At 62.9% G+C, this 15,891-nt stretch carries 11 protein-coding genes; 3 read left to right on the top strand and 8 right to left on the bottom strand.

The window, feature by feature from the left end; translation table 11 throughout:
• Positions 1-108: 108 nt before the first annotated feature.
• From QW379_04005 to QW379_03990, 4 genes are all read right to left on the bottom strand, one after another.
• On the bottom strand, positions 109-411 hold the full coding sequence (locus QW379_04005) for a hypothetical protein (protein ID MEM2869571.1): 303 nt from the start codon (positions 409-411) through the stop codon (positions 109-111).
• 57 nt (positions 412-468) lie between these two features.
• Positions 469-2,361, bottom strand: a complete 1,893-nt coding sequence (locus QW379_04000) for a hypothetical protein (protein ID MEM2869570.1) — start codon at positions 2,359-2,361, stop codon at positions 469-471.
• A 241-nt stretch (positions 2,362-2,602) separates the two neighbouring features.
• The gene (locus QW379_03995) at positions 2,603-5,041 is read right to left on the bottom strand and encodes a tandem-95 repeat protein (GenBank protein MEM2869569.1); all 2,439 of its coding nucleotides are present in this window, start codon (positions 5,039-5,041) and stop codon (positions 2,603-2,605) included.
• Between the two features lie 10 nt (positions 5,042-5,051).
• Positions 5,052-5,339, bottom strand: coding sequence for an MTH1187 family thiamine-binding protein (locus QW379_03990; GenBank protein ID MEM2869568.1), 288 nt, complete (start codon positions 5,337-5,339; stop codon positions 5,052-5,054).
• A gap of 106 nt (positions 5,340-5,445) precedes the next feature.
• Between QW379_03990 and hutU the strand changes: the two genes are divergently transcribed.
• Entirely contained in the window at positions 5,446-7,089 is a 1,644-nt protein-coding gene (gene hutU / locus QW379_03985) for a urocanate hydratase (protein MEM2869567.1), read from the top strand.
• 109 nt (positions 7,090-7,198) lie between these two features.
• Here hutU and QW379_03980 read toward each other — a convergent pair whose 3' ends face one another.
• Together QW379_03980 and fsa are read right to left on the bottom strand one after the other, a co-directional pair.
• Complete coding sequence (locus QW379_03980) at positions 7,199-8,338, bottom strand: zinc ribbon domain-containing protein (GenBank protein ID MEM2869566.1); 1,140 nt, start codon at positions 8,336-8,338, stop codon at positions 7,199-7,201.
• A 12-nt stretch (positions 8,339-8,350) separates the two neighbouring features.
• Positions 8,351-8,998 (bottom strand): fructose-6-phosphate aldolase, encoded by a 648-nt coding sequence (fsa, locus tag QW379_03975; protein MEM2869565.1) that lies wholly within the window; start codon positions 8,996-8,998, stop codon positions 8,351-8,353.
• Between the two features lie 111 nt (positions 8,999-9,109).
• Between fsa and rpe the strand changes: the two genes are divergently transcribed.
• Positions 9,110-9,778, top strand: coding sequence for a ribulose-phosphate 3-epimerase (rpe, locus tag QW379_03970; protein ID MEM2869564.1), 669 nt, complete (start codon positions 9,110-9,112; stop codon positions 9,776-9,778).
• On the opposite strand, the gene QW379_03965 is transcribed toward rpe, so the two are convergent.
• Positions 9,759-10,250 carry a DUF4430 domain-containing protein gene (locus tag QW379_03965; GenBank protein ID MEM2869563.1) on the bottom strand — a complete coding sequence of 164 codons (492 nt, stop codon included), beginning with the start codon at positions 10,248-10,250 and terminating at the stop codon, positions 9,759-9,761. The two genes, rpe and QW379_03965, sit on opposite strands and share 20 nt — an antisense overlap.
• Positions 10,247-11,965: a PQQ-binding-like beta-propeller repeat protein gene (locus QW379_03960; protein MEM2869562.1), complete on the bottom strand. Its 1,719-nt coding sequence runs from the start codon at positions 11,963-11,965 to the stop codon at positions 10,247-10,249. Before QW379_03960 ends, QW379_03965 begins: the two co-directional genes overlap by 4 nt.
• 217 nt (positions 11,966-12,182) lie before the next feature.
• Here QW379_03960 and QW379_03955 point away from each other — a divergent pair, with 217 nt between their 5' ends.
• Positions 12,183-15,863 carry a PKD domain-containing protein gene (locus QW379_03955; GenBank protein MEM2869561.1) on the top strand — a complete coding sequence of 1,227 codons (3,681 nt, stop codon included), beginning with the start codon at positions 12,183-12,185 and terminating at the stop codon, positions 15,861-15,863.
• Positions 15,864-15,891: the final 28 nt, after the last annotated feature.

Genomic DNA, 15,891 nt, shown 5'->3' with positions numbered 1-15,891 from the left:
AGAAATCCGGGGGAAAGAGACCTCGCCACACGCAATAGGCTGCTGAGCTGGACGGGAGAAGAGCGGGACTTCCTTGAGGCCGCATCCGCGGCCCGCGCCACAAAACTCTCAGAGCTCTGCGCCCTCGCTCCCTAGAAGATTACGCGGCCTATACTCGATTTCTTTTCTGCAGAAGGGGCAGTAGGGCAGCTCGTTGGCGATTTCGTAGTCCATGAATGCAACCCGACTCCTCTCTCTGCAGTTCAGCATGAAGCCCTGATTTGGCCCGGGGCTTCCTACCCACCTATGCACCAGCTCCCTCTCGCTCCTCATCACGGAACCGCACTCCGGACATGTTGCGGCAATCTCCCTCTCGACCCTCCCGCATCCCGCGCAGACAAACGTCTCCTCACCCCCTTCGAACTGTCTCAACTCTCTTCCCCGCGCCCGGGCCCTCCTCCTGGTTCCGGGGTTGCTCGGGGCTGAAATTCAATGAGACCCCTCCCCGTCGCTCCATCTGTAAAGGCGAGCCTGCCCAAGTCTCGGCTGGCCATTGATTAAAGAGAGCTCGCAAGAGAGCTCGCGAGCGCGCCCACCCCTCTCGCCCGCTGGGCCCCCTTTCCTCGCGCGAATCGCCGCCCTGAGGTCCTCCTCAAGAATGATGTAACTGTCGCGAATTCTCTCCCTGAGCCCGGGGGGCGCAGAGGAGAGGCTCGTCCCGAGCTCTCGGGCCCTTCTCTGTAGTGCGCGTAGCTTCGCCGCCCTGGCAGCAGCGGCGATGTCAGCGGGCATGAGCCCCCGCGCCTCCGACGCGAGCGAGGCGAAGGACACTCTCTCAAAATCGCAGACGAGGTATCTCCCGACGACGTTCTGGATTAGCAGCCGCTCGAGCTCTTCCTCGCTCGGCGGGTCAAAGCGAACGACTGTGAGCCTGCTCCTCAGCACCGAGTCCAATACCGACGCCGAGGGGGCGGTGGCGACAGGAAGAACTGGGCGCCGGCTCGCGCCCAAGGCCTCGAGCTTTCTCGGGCCAGTGAGGAGGGCGGCCAGGGCGAGAATTACGTCCTGGTCCGGGCTGCCTCCGGCCCCGCGGTCCTCATAGAGCGCACCCGGCTCGCCTCCGAGCCCTCCACAAGCTGACGGGAGCGGCAACTCACGGGTCTCGCTCCTACGCAGCCCTTTCGAGCCCCGACCCTCGCGTAGGTCGGCGGAGCTCGGGAATACGACCATTGCCGGTGCCCCACCCCTTTCCGCCTCCTCTCTGGCCGCAGAGAGAGCCGCGATGATTTTGCTCTCCGTCTCTCCGGCCCAGCGCGAATAGAGCTGGTGGCAGGGCACCATCTTGAATATTAGGCCGAGCCCGCCCGCGATGGAGCGGAGCAGGGCCAGTTTGTCCACCTCTGGAGGACCCACCGCCAGAATCAGCTCGCTATTGTCGATTAGCTCTCCCGGACGGGAGAAGCACCTCAGAAGGAAGGGCGCTAGGAGGCGTTCGAGCGAGGCGGTGGAGAGGCCCTCGAGGCCAGGGAATCTTGGTGACCCGGGGCTCCACTCCGGAACCCCGCGCTCCTTTAGAAAGCGCCTCGCCTTCGTCATGTAGTCTTCTGGATGTGGAGTCGGCTCTGCGGGGTGGGGTGCGCCGGGGAAAAGCGCGACGACGGGCGGCTGTACTGTCCCAGAGGGAATGGCTGTGGTGTCGCCCGGACAGGCCGGCAGGTACCTCTCCAGACGGGCGCTCCCGGACCTCGGGTCCCTGAGCAGCGCCAGGCTAAGCTGCTCTTTCTGGCATAGCTCGAGCCTCTGAATCGAGCGCTCGACCTCGGAACCCCCTAGACCGCCACTTGGAAGGAGCGTGACCGCCTTCCAGAGCAGGTGGGCAGAAACGGGGTGGCGCACGGCGCGAGCGGCCAGAAGAGCGTGGTAGTACAAGGAGTCCCTCATGTCGCTCGTGTGGAGGCGGTATAGCTCCTCCCCGAGGCCCTCGAGTCCGAGCTCTCCTTTCCCGAAGCGCTCCAGTACCCTCTGGAGATGCGGCGCTATGTCCGCATGAAAGGGACTCAGGCCGTGTATTCTAAAGCCCCTTCCATGGAGCCTGATGGGCGGGTGCTGTGGAAAGAGCCCAAGGAGATGCAGAATCGTCACTCTGTTCTCTTTTAGAATTCCGGAGTAGATCTCGGGCGGGGTGCTCCTGTCGCCAAGGAGGGCCCTCTCCATTCCGCCAATCACTAGCGCCCATCCGAGGTCCGGACCGCTCTCCTTGAGTCCCTGGAATATCTTGATGAATCCGGGATGCCCGTACCAGCTCTCAAGAGACGAGAAGTTGATGTAGGAAAGGGCGCGGGCTATTTTCAGAACTCGCGCCTCATCCCTCTCCCCCTCCATGCCCGCGCCCCCTCGCCGCCAGCGATGTAGGTTGGTGGTTCAGACTCAGTCCCAGCCCTCCTGTAGAGTCTCGCTCCGGCCCCGGGCCGATGGGCCGCACCAACCTTTTCCCCCCAAAATACAATGGCCCGATTTCACCTGCCGCCGCACCGCCGTGCATCAGTGTGCCGCACTCTAGGCCTCCGGTCTGAGCCGCCGCGCGTATTGATTTGCGCACGGGGCGCCGGGAGGGCCCTGCCCATCACCGCTCATCTGTTACATCGAATTTAATTTTTTCTATCTCTCGCCTCTCCCTCTCCAGAAAAAATCTCTTCGCATACAGGAGCGCGAGCGCGGCGAGCAGGAGCATCGGGCCCCCCGGGGCCGGCGAGCTCGAAGAGGGTGGAGGTGCGACCGCGAACGAGACCGAGGCATCCACGGTCGAGTTTCCGTCACTGACCAAGACTGTGAGCGTGTGCCTTCCCTCCTTGAATCCTCCCAGCTCCAGCAGCTCGCCCGTTCCCAGCACCCTCCCGCTTTCCTTCCAGACAAAGGTGAGCGCGTCCCCGTCCGGGTCGGTCGCGCAGGCCCTGAGAACAACCTTCCTCCCCTTCTGAATTCTGGCTCCCTCCGCGGGTGAGAGAACCCGGACGTTCTGGGGTGGCCTGTTTACGTTCAGGACGGTGACTCTCCAATCCGCTTCAGCCTCCAGCTCGCCGTCCGAGACCCTTATGCGCAGGTCGTGGACGCCAGCGGAGTCGAAGGTGGGCGTGAGATTGAACGAGGGCCCCTCGCCCACAACTGCGCCGTCAAGGAACCAAAGATACTGGAGGGCGGGAGAGTCAGCGTCCATGGCGACCGCGTGGAATTCTAGAGTGGAGTTCTCGGGCAGCGACACGCTTCTCTCGACGGGATAGCTTGCCAGAATTACGGGCGGGTCATTGACAGGAACAACAGAGAGCTCCACCTCCTCTTCTGCGCTCATATTTGTGGAGTCCGTGGCGCGGAAGAGCAGGGGCGCAGAGCCGCTGAAGTTGGATGGAGGGGTGACGCGGAGCTCCCACCTCCCGGGCTCGATGTCTAGTACCATCCCGGGCAGAGCTGAGGAGGCGCTGAAGACCAACCTATCCCCGTAGGGAAGGTCTGCGTCGAAGAAGCGCTCCGGAAGGCTGAGGGTGAGCGCTCCGTCCTCAGGAACCTCGAGGCGGTGGGTGGCGCAGGTGCAGACGGGAGCGTCAGGGGTGTTGCGGACGGCGAGCTCCAGTATCCCCTCCGCCTTTTCGCCCTCGAGGTCAGTCGCCACAAATGTGATATTGACGAACCCGCTCCAGTTCGTCAGGGGGGAGAGGAGGACGGTGCCGTTCGCATGGACCTGAACTGCCACACTTCCATTATTCCTGAAGGAGAAATTGAGCCCGTCCCCGTAGAGGAGGTCCGGGTCGGAGAAGTGGGGGGTGAGGTTGAGCGTCTCGTCCACGGTATCCTCGTCCATCACGACCGCGCCGAGCGGGGCTGAGACAAAGGGCGGGTCGTTAACGGGGGTCACTGTGATCTGTAGGGAGGTCTCGCAGGCGGCGCCACGAGAGTCCTGTGCCCTGAAGCGTGCGGTTTCTGAGCCGCTCCAGTTCTGTGGGGGCACAAGCCTCACCGCTCCCGTTCGGGCATCCACCTGCGCGCTGATGTTGGCCAGGCCGGAGGCGCTGAACCTCAGCTCGTCGCCATTGTCCGGGTCCGAGAAAATACCCGAGAGATTCAGGGAGGTGTCAACGGTGTCCTCGGGGAAGGAGACGGGGGTTGGGGGCGAAACTACCCTCGGCGCGTGATTGACCTTGAAATCGGAGAGGGCGAGGGCGACGGGGGCCCAGCCGAGCCCGGAGGTCTTGATGGCCTCTTTCTCAGCCCCCGGTGAATAAAGAATGGTCCTGTTGTAGGGCTCCGGGGACCCGCCAGGTGTGGTGCTGGTCCCGCGGTGGGTGATGTTGAGGCAGCGCAGCGCACCTACCGGGGTCGGGACCGTTTCTTCGCCGGCCACCGTAGCCATGGCCTCTATGACGGTGGTGGTGTTGTACTCGAATGCCCCCATGCTTCCCGAGGTCCGGGTCCATGCGCTCACGGTCGAGCTGAGGCGCCAGCTGAGGCCGGGGGAGAGGGGGAATTTATAGCTCTCGAGCGGAGGGGAGAAGGAGGAAGAGGTGTCGACCTGAAGGCTTCCGAGGGTGCCCATGTCCACTACAAGGTGCGAGAAGGTATAGAGCGTGGCCAGATCCGCGACCCTGAGCAGCTCCGTGGTGTTGCCGACGAGCGGCCAGGTAACGGGCGTCGTTACCGGGAAGCCGCCGATGTAGACCGTGAGATTCCCCCGGATGGTCTGGGCGAGGCTTCCTTCGAGTCTGTAGACGAACGTGGAGCCTAGTAGCTCCTTGCCCGCGAGCGTTTCCGTCAGCGCGCCGGAGATGTGGGTGACGACAAGGGTGGCGCTCTCCAGTGTGGCGCAGTAGAGCAACTCCTCGTCAGTGGTGTAGGTCCAGTAACTCCCGGACGCCCACTCGGGCGCCTCAACGGGGGTGCTCCGGTGGACCGGCGCCCCGGCCCCGTGCTCTCCTTCGAGGTCCGGTGACGCGTAGGAAGTGCCGGGAAAGGGAGGTAACATAGTGAGAATCACGAGAGCGATTCCGAGCGCGGACTTTGTGGAGCGCATCATTCCCCACCCCCTATTTTATTGCGTCGAGCTTGCTCTTCATTGTATGCTCCTTGTCCAGCCTCTCGTCGATTTTTATCGTGGTCAGCACACGCCTCGCTCCCTCGGCCAGGACCGCTCGATGGGCCGCCTTCACCGCCGCGAAGAGCTCGTCGATGTCCCTGGCCTCCACGCTCGTGGACATCGGGCCCCGCATCGTCTTCAGACCAGAGGACTCGAGGGCCTCGACGGCCTTCCTGACGAACCTGCTCACGCTCGTCCCCTCTCCTATAGGGACAACGCTGACGTCCGCCACTATCATTCGACCACCACAATCAACACCACCATCTGTGGAGAAAAGGATTTTGGATGGTGAGGCAATGGGGGTCTGGGTGGATGGAATGGTGGAGCTGGGAAGACCGCCGAAAATGCCCCTCAGGGCACCCCGGGGTAGCAGAATCTCCTGTCGGGGCTGGCGCCAAGAGGCGATTCTGCGCATGCTCTACAACAATCTCGAGAATGCCGAGAGACCCGAGGAGCTGATTGTCTACGGCGGGACCGGAAGGGCGGCGCGGAATTGGGATTGCTTCCGCGCCATTGTCAGGGAGCTGAGGAGGCTGGAGGGAGACGAGACGCTGCTCATTCAATCGGGGAAGCCGGTGGGCGTTTTCAGAACCACACGGGATTCTCCGAGGGTGCTCATCGCCAACTCCAACCTGGTCCCACGCTGGGCCACCTGGGAGCACTTCAGGGAGCTCGAGGAAAAGGGCCTAATGATGTTCGGTCAGATGACGGCGGGCTCTTGGTGCTATATAGGAACCCAGGGAATTATACAGGGGACCTATGAGACCTTCGCCGCCGCCGCGCGAAAGCACTTCGGCGGGAGCCTGAAGGGGAGGCTAGTGCTCAGCGGGGGTCTCGGGGGCATGGGCGGAGCCCAGCCGCTCGCGATAAAAATGGCCGGTGGGGTGGCGCTCATCGTGGAGGTGGACCCGGAGAGGATAAAGAGGAGGGTGGAGAGGGGATTCTGTGACAAAATGGTCGGGGAGCTCGACGAGGCGCTCGAAATTGCCCTCGACGCAAAAAATAGGGGCGAGGCGCTGTCAATAGGCCTTGTCGGGAACTGCGCCGAGACCCACCCAGAGCTCGTGAGGAGGGGCGTCGTCCCGGACCTCGTGACCGACCAGACATCCGCCCACGATGCCCTCAACGGCTACGTCCCTGCGGGGCTGAGTGTTGGAGAGGCGGCGGAGCTCAGGAGGAGCGACCCCGCGGAGTACCTCCGGCGGTCCTATGAATCGATGGCGGCGCACGTCAGGGCGCTTCTTGAGTTCCAGAAGAGGGGGGCGGTGGTCTTCGACTACGGAAACAACCTGCGCGGGCAGGCGCTTCAGGCGGGTGTGAAGGAGGCCTTCTCCTACCCGGGTTTCGTCAGCGCCTACATAAGGCCGATGTTCTGCGAGGGCCGTGGGCCATTCCGCTGGATAGCGCTCTCCGGCGACCCTGAGGACATTCTCAAGACGGACAGGGTCGTGCTCCGGCTCTTCCCAAAGAACAGGACGCTCGTCAATTGGATTCAGCTCGCCGAGAAGTACGTTCCGTTCGAGGGCCTTCCCGCGAGGGTCTGCTGGCTGGGCCTCGGCGAGAGGGCCCAGTTCGCTAAAGCTATAAATAGGATGGTTAGGAGAAAGGAGCTCTCGGCTCCGATTGCGATCACCCGCGACCACCTCGACTGCGGCTCCGTGGCCTCTCCGAACAGGGAGACCGAGGGGATGCTCGACGGCAGCGACGCCGTGGCGGACTGGCCTCTCCTGAACGCCCTTCTCAACTGTGCCGCCGGCGCGGACTCCGTCCACATCCACAGCGGCGGCGGGGTCGGAGTGGGCTACTCGATTCACGCTGGAATGGTCGTTGTGGCCGACGGCACGAAGGAGGCGGAGAAAAGAATTCAGAGGGTGTTCACGACTGACCCCGGCATAGGCGTCCTCAGGCACGCCGACGCGGGCTATGCAGGGGCGCGAGCGGCGGCGCGGAGGGCTGGGCTTCGAATTCCAGTCAGTGGCCCTGGCTGAGCAACGGCCGTGGAGAGTCAGGCGAGGCCATTGAGGAAGAGTGGCGGCCTATCTCAAGGCGGGATGAACGGGGAAGGTAGGGCACTCCTTCCGGGCAGGTGGTGAAGTGTCAGCTCAGAGGCGCGAGGCAGTATGGGCACTTCGGCCACCCCGTGAGCACGCTCTTTCCGCACTTCGGGCACTTAGAGATACCCGCCGAGGGCCTCTCGGGCTTTCCAGCCTCGCGCGGCTGGGGCTTCGCGAGCGCCTCGACCGCCCTGAGGACGCGGTCGAGGGTCTCCCCCGCCTCATCATAAAGCCCGCGGCTCATCTCCTCCCGCGCCTGCACCAGCAACCCCTTCAGGGCGGTGATTTCGTCAGCCGTCCCCGCCGAGGCCCTGAGCGAGAGCACCCCGTCCTCCGCTTTCCTGAAGCGGGCGCTGAGTTCGTCGTGTCTTCCAGCGGAGACTCTCGCAAAGTGGAGGGCGCTCTCCACGAACTTCCGGGCCTCGTCGTACTGACCGGCCTCGAGGCACTCGCGCGCGCTCGCGAGCAGGCTAGCCGATTCCTCCACCGCCACACCCGTGCTCTGAACTTTGCTGACCTCGAGATAGGCCGACTGAATCTGCGCGCTGGTGTCGCAGCGCTCGCACCGGCCCCCCTTCAACTCGCGTGAGCACACAGGGCACTTTTCAGCCGGTCTTGGCCTCCCGGGCCCCACCTTCCCCATCCCCTCCCTTTTTACGGCCGCGGTCGCCGCCGTGGTGACCCGGACCGGCCCTCTGCCGGGCCCCCCACCCTCAGGAACCGCTGCAGTGTTCGCTCCGGTGTCTCGAGTTGACAGCGCAGCGTGGATCGCGTGGAGCCTCTCCACCCTCCTCGCGAGCTCCCTGTGGCTCTCCGCGAGCTCTCGGTGGCGAGCACTCGAGCGATGCTCGAAGGTGGTTATGAGTGACTGGAGGTGGATGAGGAAACCGATGAGCATCAGGCCCACGCCGACGACGGTTCCCGCGAGTATCGGGGCCCACGCCCCCGGTGGCCCGCCGGATCTCCAGACCTCAAAAATAATGATAGCCAGCGCTAGGGCGAGGCCGGCGGCAATCAGGGCCGCTCCGGTCCATCCGATTCTAAGGGATAGGGGCTGGCGAGACTCTGGGGAGGATGGCCCAGAAGGGAGCTCGTCGTCCTCTCCCGGGCCCATCGTCGGGGTTGAGGCAAAGGTGGCGTTGCCTCGATTCCGGGCACCGCTCCCAGTCGCACCGCTCTCCATTCCTGCCCCCGGCTACTTTTTTGGGACCCTCTGCCAATCCTCGAGGAATTTTTCGATTCCCGCGGTGGTCAGAGGGTGCCTCGTCAGGAGCTCCATGACCTTGAAAGGAATGGTCGCTACATGCGCCCCGAGCCTGGCGGCGTCGAGAACGTGTAGCGGGTTCCTGACGCTCGCCACGATGACCTCGCTCCTGAGGTTGTAGTTCCTGAATATTAGGAGGGTGTCCCTGACGACGTCCATACCGACTGAACCCACGTCATCCAGCCTGCCGATAAAGGGGCTGACGAAGCTCGCCCCCGCCTTGGCCGCGAGCATCGCCTGGACCGGAGTGAAGATGAGTGTGGCGTTGGTCCTTATTCCCTTCTTTGACAGCTCGCGAATCGCCCTGAGGCCCTCCGTCGTCATCGGTATCTTGACCACTATGTTCCTATGCATCGCCGCGAGCTCCCCGGCCTCCCGAATCAGACCGTCGGCCTTGAGCGACGTCGCCTCGACACTCACGGGGCCGTCTACGATGGAGCAGATCTCCTGAATCAGCTCTCTCGGCTCCCTGTTCTCCTTCGCAATGAGGCTAGGGTTGGTTGTGACGCCGTCGAGCACCCCCCAGCTCTGCGCCTCCCTTATTTCGGCCACGTTAGCCGAATCTATGAAAATCTTCATCACGCCTGCCTCCCTCTCGCTCTGCCTCTACGTCGCCGACCTCAATCCCGCTCTCCCCTCATTAAGCTTTTGACGGCAAGGGTAATAAGCCACCTACCCCCTCCACCCCGCATGCAACGAGTCTTGATATCCCCTTCGATTCTGTCGGCAGACTTCTCCTGCCTCCTCCCGCAGATAGAGGAGGCGGTCGGGGCGGGGGCGGATTGGCTACACATCGATGTGATGGACGGCCACTTCGTCCCCAACCTCACCATCGGTCCCCCCGTGGTCGAGTGCCTGAAGGGTAAGGTCGCCGTCCCCCTCGACGTCCATCTAATGGTCGAGAATCCCGCAGACTACATCGAGCCCTTCGCGAGGGCGGGCGCGGTCTACCTGACCGTGCACGCCGAGGCGGATCCCCACCTGCACAGGACCCTCCAACACATCCGAGAGAAAGGAATGAGGCCGGGCGTGGCCTTGAACCCCTCGACCCCACTCTCGGTGGTCGAGTTCGTCCTCGACGACATCCAGCTCCTCCTCATAATGACCGTCAACCCGGGGTTCGGCGGCCAGAGGTTCATACCGGGGATGCTCGAGAAAATAAGGGCCGCTGCTAGGATGCTCGCCGGCAGGGAAATCGTCCTAGAGGTGGACGGGGGCATCGGGCCCGATAACGCGCCATCGGTCGTCAGAGCGGGTGCGAGGGCTCTCGTAGCTGGCAACGCGATTTTCAAAGGGAAGGGGACGATATCCGAGAACCTGAGGGCGATAAGGGACAGCATCACTGCAGCGGGGTCCTGAAGGCCCAGGTTATCAGGTCTCCATCTGAGACCGGGGTCAGGTCCGCGCCTAAATTCGAATAGGCGCCGTTAACCCAGAACTGCCAATATCGCCCATCCGTGCCGTCCCTGACACCCGCGATTCCGGTCACCCTGTGCGAGCGCAGGCCCGGGTACCACTCCGATTCGAGGGTAAAGCCTGCGACGCCGGAGGCGTGCTCGAGTGCGTCATAGACCGTGGCGCCCTCCAGCTCCAGATGAATTGTCCAGACCGCGGGGCCTGGAGTGGCCTCGACGCTGCCATTTCGGTACCACACGACGCTCGCGCGGCCCATGGGGTGGGAGGGTGTTTGGCCGCCGAAGTCGATTACGAGCGTCGCCTCAGCGCGGCCCCTAGGAGCCGTCTCTGAGCGCGGGCCGAGCTCGATGAGGAGGACAAGTGAGACAAGCGACGCAGCGACGACAGCTGTGAGGGCGGCGGCGCCTCGCCTCAACACCCGCCCCTCCCCTTCTGTTTCCAGAGCATAAGCGAGATAATAAAAATCAGCGAGACGGTTGCGACGATGAAGAGGACGATGAGGTAAATCCCCGGACCGGTTCCTTTTCCCGAGTTCCGGTCAGCGCGCTGCTCCAGGGGTCCAAGGCAGTACACCCTTCCATTGTCGGAGCCAAAATAGAGGCGGCCGTCTGAAAGTGCGGGGGAGGAGAGGAGGTACTGGTGGGGCTCTGGAATCATGCTCCACGCGGGTGCGCCCGTGCTCGAGTTAACCGCTCTCAGCGTTCCGTTCCTGCAGTTCTCTGCAAAATATACCATCCTCCCGTCGGTCGAGGGGGAGGCCTGAACCGGGCCCGAGGACGGTACCTCCCAGAGAATTCGACCGCTCTCGTCCACCCCAAGAACCCCCGAGGCTGTCCCCAGATAGATTGTCCCCCTAGCGACAGTGGGAGTGGCCGTGGAGGCGTTGAGCTCGAGGGGCGAGGGCCAGAGGCTCCGACCATTGGCCGCATCTAGGCAGTAGAGCCGGCCGCCTGTGGCCTCCCAGCCGCTATAGATAGTAGATACGATATAGACCCGCTTTCCCGATACCACGGGCGAGGCCCTGATTTTCCCCTCCACGGTGAAGTTCCAGACGGGGCTCCCGTTGACGCCCACGCACCAGACCACACCTGCGTCAGAACCTGCGAATATCCTATCCTCTGAAAGGGCGGGAGTGCACATATAGGCTGGGCCGCCAAGCTCGAAGCTCCACAGTTCCTCTCCGTCGAGCGAGAGTGCGTAGAGCCTGCCGTCGCCCGATGCAGCGTATAGGGCTTCTCCAGTGGCAACAGGCGAGGAGGTGATGCCCGTTGCGCTTGGTGCAGTCTTGAAGCTCCAGAGCCTCTCGCCGGTTCCGGAGCTGAAGCTCATCACCTTCCCGTCCGTGGTTCCAATGAACACCCTCCCCCCCCTCACCGCCGGAGAGGATACTTGCCAGCCTGCCGCCGTCGTCTCCACAGACCAGATAACCCTCCCCGTGGCGGCGTCGAGTGCGTAGAGATGGGGTGGGGCGTCGTATGCCATGGTGCTCCAGTTGTAGATGCCGCCGGTCGAAACAAACACCCTGCCGTCGGCCACCGCGGGCGTGGTATCGATGGGCCCGTTGGATAGGTCTGTGAACCAGAGCACATTTGCCCTATCGGGCGAGGGGACCGAGGTTACTCCTCTGTTACGGGAATCGCCCCTGAAGCAGGGCCAGGGATACTTAGTCAGCGGGTTGGGCACAGGGGGCGCGAGCGAGCTCGGGCACCAGCAGAGGCTATCTCCACCCGACACCTGGAGTTCACCGGCACCGGCGGGAGCCTCTTCCCAGCGCGCAGAGCTCCGATTCCAGATTAGGAGGTACCACCACCAAGAGAAGTCAAGGGGCGCCTCAAGACCACCGATGCCCGTGACGAAGGCTCCATACTGGCTCATTGAATAGTTCAGCTTTAGTCCGAGTCTCCCGCAGGCGGATAGGGTGGCGCAGAGGGCGCTTGTGCCAGAACGGACATCGAGGCTGACCCAGTGATAGTCTGTGTCATCGAAGAAAATAAGGACGCTTACGTCTTCCCCTTCCCCTGAAGCTCCTCCGAGGGCAAAGCCCTGGAGAAGGAGGCAGCTCGCTAGAAGGACTCCGGACAGGCGGGCTGGTCGCTGGCGACACATTCTGGAAGCGGTTGGATGATTCATCCAACTCCCGAACGACAATCCCCTTAATATCTTTTTCTTTCGATTGGTTCCGTTCAATTTTCCCTGTCTCTGACCCCGCGCCAACCAATCCCACGGCGCTTCCCGTTGTCCCTCGTTGCCGGCCTCTTGCGGAGCCCTCCCGACCACGGCGCAGGTCTCGGGACAGCACCAAAAGTTATCTATGCCAGAAAAATCATGGGAAGAACGGGTGTGGAAGATGAGGCGAAGAGCTGTCCTGTGTCTCGCTATAGCCCTCCTCATTCCCGTCACCTCGCTGCCGGCCGACGAGCAGGGAATTCAAACAAAGGCCGCTCCCGCCGTATTTGTCAATGCCACCGTCTCGGCGGGCCTCGTAGGCGTTCTGGGCGATTCTTATGCCTGGGGAGACTATGATAATGACGGCGACGAGGACCTGCTGGTCAAGGGCTGGAAGCTCTTCCGGAACAACGGCCCCCCCGACTACGACTTCACCGAGGTTACATCTCAGGCCGGCATAAGCGGGAGCTATGGTTATGCCGTCTGGGGCGACTACAACAACGATGGATACCTGGACTTCTACTGCGTCGGCCACAACGAGAGCTACCGTGACACCCTCTGGAGAAACGCCGGTCCGCCGGATTATAGATTCGTCAACGCCTCTGCCGAGGCCGGGGGAATGGACGACGGAATGAGGCCATCCCTTGCGTGCTGCTGGCTCGACTACGACCGAGACGGTTATCTGGACATTTATGTCATGAATTGGCGGGACGCGAACAATGTCTGGTACGAGGACGTGCTCTGGCACAACAATCGCGACGGCACCTTTTCACAGGTCACGCGGGCCGCGGGCATTCAGGACTTCAATCCCGCATATGCTGGAATGGGAGTGTGCGCCGCCGACTACAACAACGACGGCTGGCCCGACATATACGCGGGCAACTACCTCCTCGCACCCAACTATCTCTGGCACAACAACCACGACGGTACTTTCACCGACCTCGGGGCCTGGGCCAACGCCTCCGGCGACCCCGATTATTACATTGACGGCTCCGGGCCCTACTACGGCCACACCGCGGGCTCCTGCTGGGGCGACTACGACAACGATGGGGACCTTGACCTTTGGGTGGGAAATCTGGCGCATAAGGACATGGGAACCACACAGAGGGCCCTGATATGCGATGACCCGATGCTTCTGAGAAACCTCGGGTTCCCCTACAGATTCGAGGACTTCAGGGAGAGGGCCGGAATTCCGACGATTCCCAATGGTGCGGTTCAGGAAGGCCAGTGGAGGGACGACGACACATTCGGAGGTGCGTGGTGCGACTTCGACCTCGATGGCTGGCTCGACCTCTATGTCCCTGAGGTCAAGGGCTACCACTCCTGGGCCTTCTCACACCTCTGGCACAATAACGGGAACGGGACCTTCACCGATGTCGGCGCCGAAGCGGGAATCCGGGTCTGGGCGGGTATCGGTTGTGCGTGGGCGGACTACAACAATGACGGCCAACCGGACCACGTGACCGAGGGGACATATCCTTATCAAGGGCCCAGGGAACTTCACCTCTTCAAGAACCTAGGCACCGAGAACAGCTGGCTGAAGGTACGTCTGACGGGCACCGTAAGCAACCGCGCGGCCATAGGGGCGCGGGTAATAGTCTCTAATGGCATCCTCACCCAGACCCGAGAGGTCGAGGGCGGGACTGGTGGCCACGCCCACCAGAACTCCCTGACCCAGATTTTCGGCTTCGGCTCCTACTCCGGGACAGTGACGGTTGAGGTCCGGTGGCCGAGCGGCATCATCCAGGTTCTGAAGGGGGTCCGGCTCAACACGACTGTCAATATCACGGAGAGCACCGGGGGGCCCAGGATAACCTCCCTTTCCGCCTCAACTCTCAGCCCCGCTCCGGGTGAGGAGGTCACACTCACCTGCACCGCAAGTGGAGGTGCCTCCACCTATATGTGGGACTTCGAGGGGGACGGCGTATTCGATATCGTAACCGGCTCCGGAGCTCCTGTCAAGCACATCTACGAGCGTGGGGTGAGGCACTACCCGACCTTGAGGGTCATGGACGCGCAGGGCTCGCTGGGGCAGCAGGAGAGCCTCTTGCTCCACGCCCAGAACCTCATCCCGACCGCCCGCGCGGGCCCGGATATTGTGGCAAATGAGACCGAGCAGGTCATGTTCGACGGGAGCCTAAGCTCAGACACACCGGGCGACTTGCTCAACCTGAGCTACAACTGGTCCTTCAGCGACGGTCTCTCGAGCGGCTGGAGCCGCTCCCCAATCTTCCTCCGCTCTTTCAACCAGAGCGGCACATACCAGGCCATTCTCCAGGTGCGGGACCCGGAGGGGGCTATTGCCCAAGACGAGCTCTCCGTCCGCGTTATTAATCTGCCCCCAAGTGTGGAGGTCGAGGGGCCTCTCACATGCGCAGAGGACGAGCCGGTCGAGCTCAGGGGCAAGGCGAGCGATACCCCGCCCGATCTACCCTCATTGAGATTCACCTGGGACTTCGGCGACGGCAGCCCGAAAATGGGGCCCCTTATAAGCCCAAATGTAACCCACACCTACACCGCTAGCGGCGTCTACACTGCGCGCCTCACAGTTGTCGATGGGGAGGGCGCCTCCTCGAGCGCAGCGCTGAACATTACCGTCCTCAACCTTCCCCCGAGCGGGGCCGTGGATATTGAGAGGGTGGAGACCGAGGAAGACGCCCCCGTAACCTTTCAAGGAATCGGAACGGACACCCCCAACGACCGGTCGGGCCTTCTCTATATGTGGGACTTTGGAGACGGTAACTCGTCGGAGTGGGGTCCCGAGAGCTCCGCCACCCACGTCTACACCACCAGCGGGACCTACACCGCAACCTTCATGGTGAAGGATGGGGACGGGGCTATGGCATCTGCCGTCTGCAATGTCACCGTGCGCAACCTTTCCCCATCGTGCAGGGTCCTTACAGAGAGCGTTGTGGCCGAGGAGGACGCGGAAATCGAGCTGCGGGGCTCGGGAAGCGACACTCCGACCGATGCCCTCTCACTTGTCTACAGATGGGACTTCGACGATGGGAATGTGACGGACTGGTCCGCAAGCCCGGACGCGACTCACAGCTATACTTCCTCCGGGTTCTACAGAGCGAAGCTCACGGTGCGCGACAACGACGGCGCGGAGAGCTCCACACGCGTTGACGTGGAGGTCCGCAACATCCCCCCGTCGGCCTCCGCCCGCGCCTCGAAAATGAACCCGCTCGAGGACGAGACAGTCAACTTCACGGCCACGGGGGTGACTGACACACCCTCCGACCTCCCCTTGCTCACCTACCACTGGGACTTTGGCGACGGTTCCTCGGCTGAGGGCCAGTCCGTCGAGCACAGCTTCGCCAAGAAGAAGAAGTACAAAGTGGTCCTGACTGTGACCGACGATGACGGCGAGAGCGCCACCACGGAGCTGACGGTCAGCGTGCGCAACGCGGCGCCCGTGGTCAGCGCCTCCGCGGGAGCGTCAAGGGTGCGCGTGGGCGAGGCAGTGAACTTCTCAGCTGATGCCAACGACACACCCTCGGACCTGCCGCGCCTGAAAATCGAGTGGGATTTCGGGGATGGTCGGAGGGCAGAGGGAGCGAGCGTCTCGCACGCCTACGACCTGCCCGGGGAGTACAGGGTGCGGGTCACAGTGACCGACGACGACGGGGAGAGAGCTGAGGCCTCGGTGGAGGTGGAGGTCCACGAGGCGCGGGAACCGGCTCCGGCCCCAAGTCCTTCGGGGCCGTCCATAAGTGTCATCATTGTGGGAGGGGCGGGAGCACTCACACTCATTTTCATTGCCCTCGCTGGAATTCTGCTCACACGTTTCAGGAGGGGGAGGAAAAAAGAACCCGGAGCCACCGAGAGCGTCCCAGTCGCGGAGCCCGTCCAGGACTAGCCTCCCGGGGACGGTAGCCCGGAGCCCT

Source organism: Thermoplasmata archaeon, assembly GCA_038851035.1.
In the GTDB taxonomy this organism is placed as follows: Archaea; Thermoplasmatota; DTKX01; order VGTL01; family VGTL01; genus JAWCLH01.
Note: the sequence above shows the minus strand (reverse complement) of the source record. Positions and strands in the feature narration are given on the sequence as shown.

Excerpts from the sequence above, each read along its gene's own strand:
- QW379_03955 (MEM2869561.1), top strand. The coding sequence starts at position 12,183 with ATGAGGCGAAGAGCTGTCCTGTGTCTCGCTATAGCCCTCCTCATTCCC.
- QW379_03995 (MEM2869569.1), bottom strand. The coding sequence starts at position 5,041 with ATGATGCGCTCCACAAAGTCCGCGCTCGGAATCGCTCTCGTGATTCTC.
- QW379_03990 (MEM2869568.1), bottom strand. The coding sequence starts at position 5,339 with ATGATAGTGGCGGACGTCAGCGTTGTCCCTATAGGAGAGGGGACGAGC.
- QW379_03960 (MEM2869562.1), bottom strand. The coding sequence starts at position 11,965 with ATGAATCATCCAACCGCTTCCAGAATGTGTCGCCAGCGACCAGCCCGC.
- QW379_03980 (MEM2869566.1), bottom strand. The coding sequence starts at position 8,338 with ATGGAGAGCGGTGCGACTGGGAGCGGTGCCCGGAATCGAGGCAACGCC.
- hutU (MEM2869567.1), top strand. The coding sequence starts at position 5,446 with ATGCCCCTCAGGGCACCCCGGGGTAGCAGAATCTCCTGTCGGGGCTGG.
- fsa (MEM2869565.1), bottom strand. The coding sequence starts at position 8,998 with ATGAAGATTTTCATAGATTCGGCTAACGTGGCCGAAATAAGGGAGGCG.
- QW379_04000 (MEM2869570.1), bottom strand. The coding sequence starts at position 2,361 with ATGGAGGGGGAGAGGGATGAGGCGCGAGTTCTGAAAATAGCCCGCGCC.
- rpe (MEM2869564.1), top strand. The coding sequence starts at position 9,110 with ATGCAACGAGTCTTGATATCCCCTTCGATTCTGTCGGCAGACTTCTCC.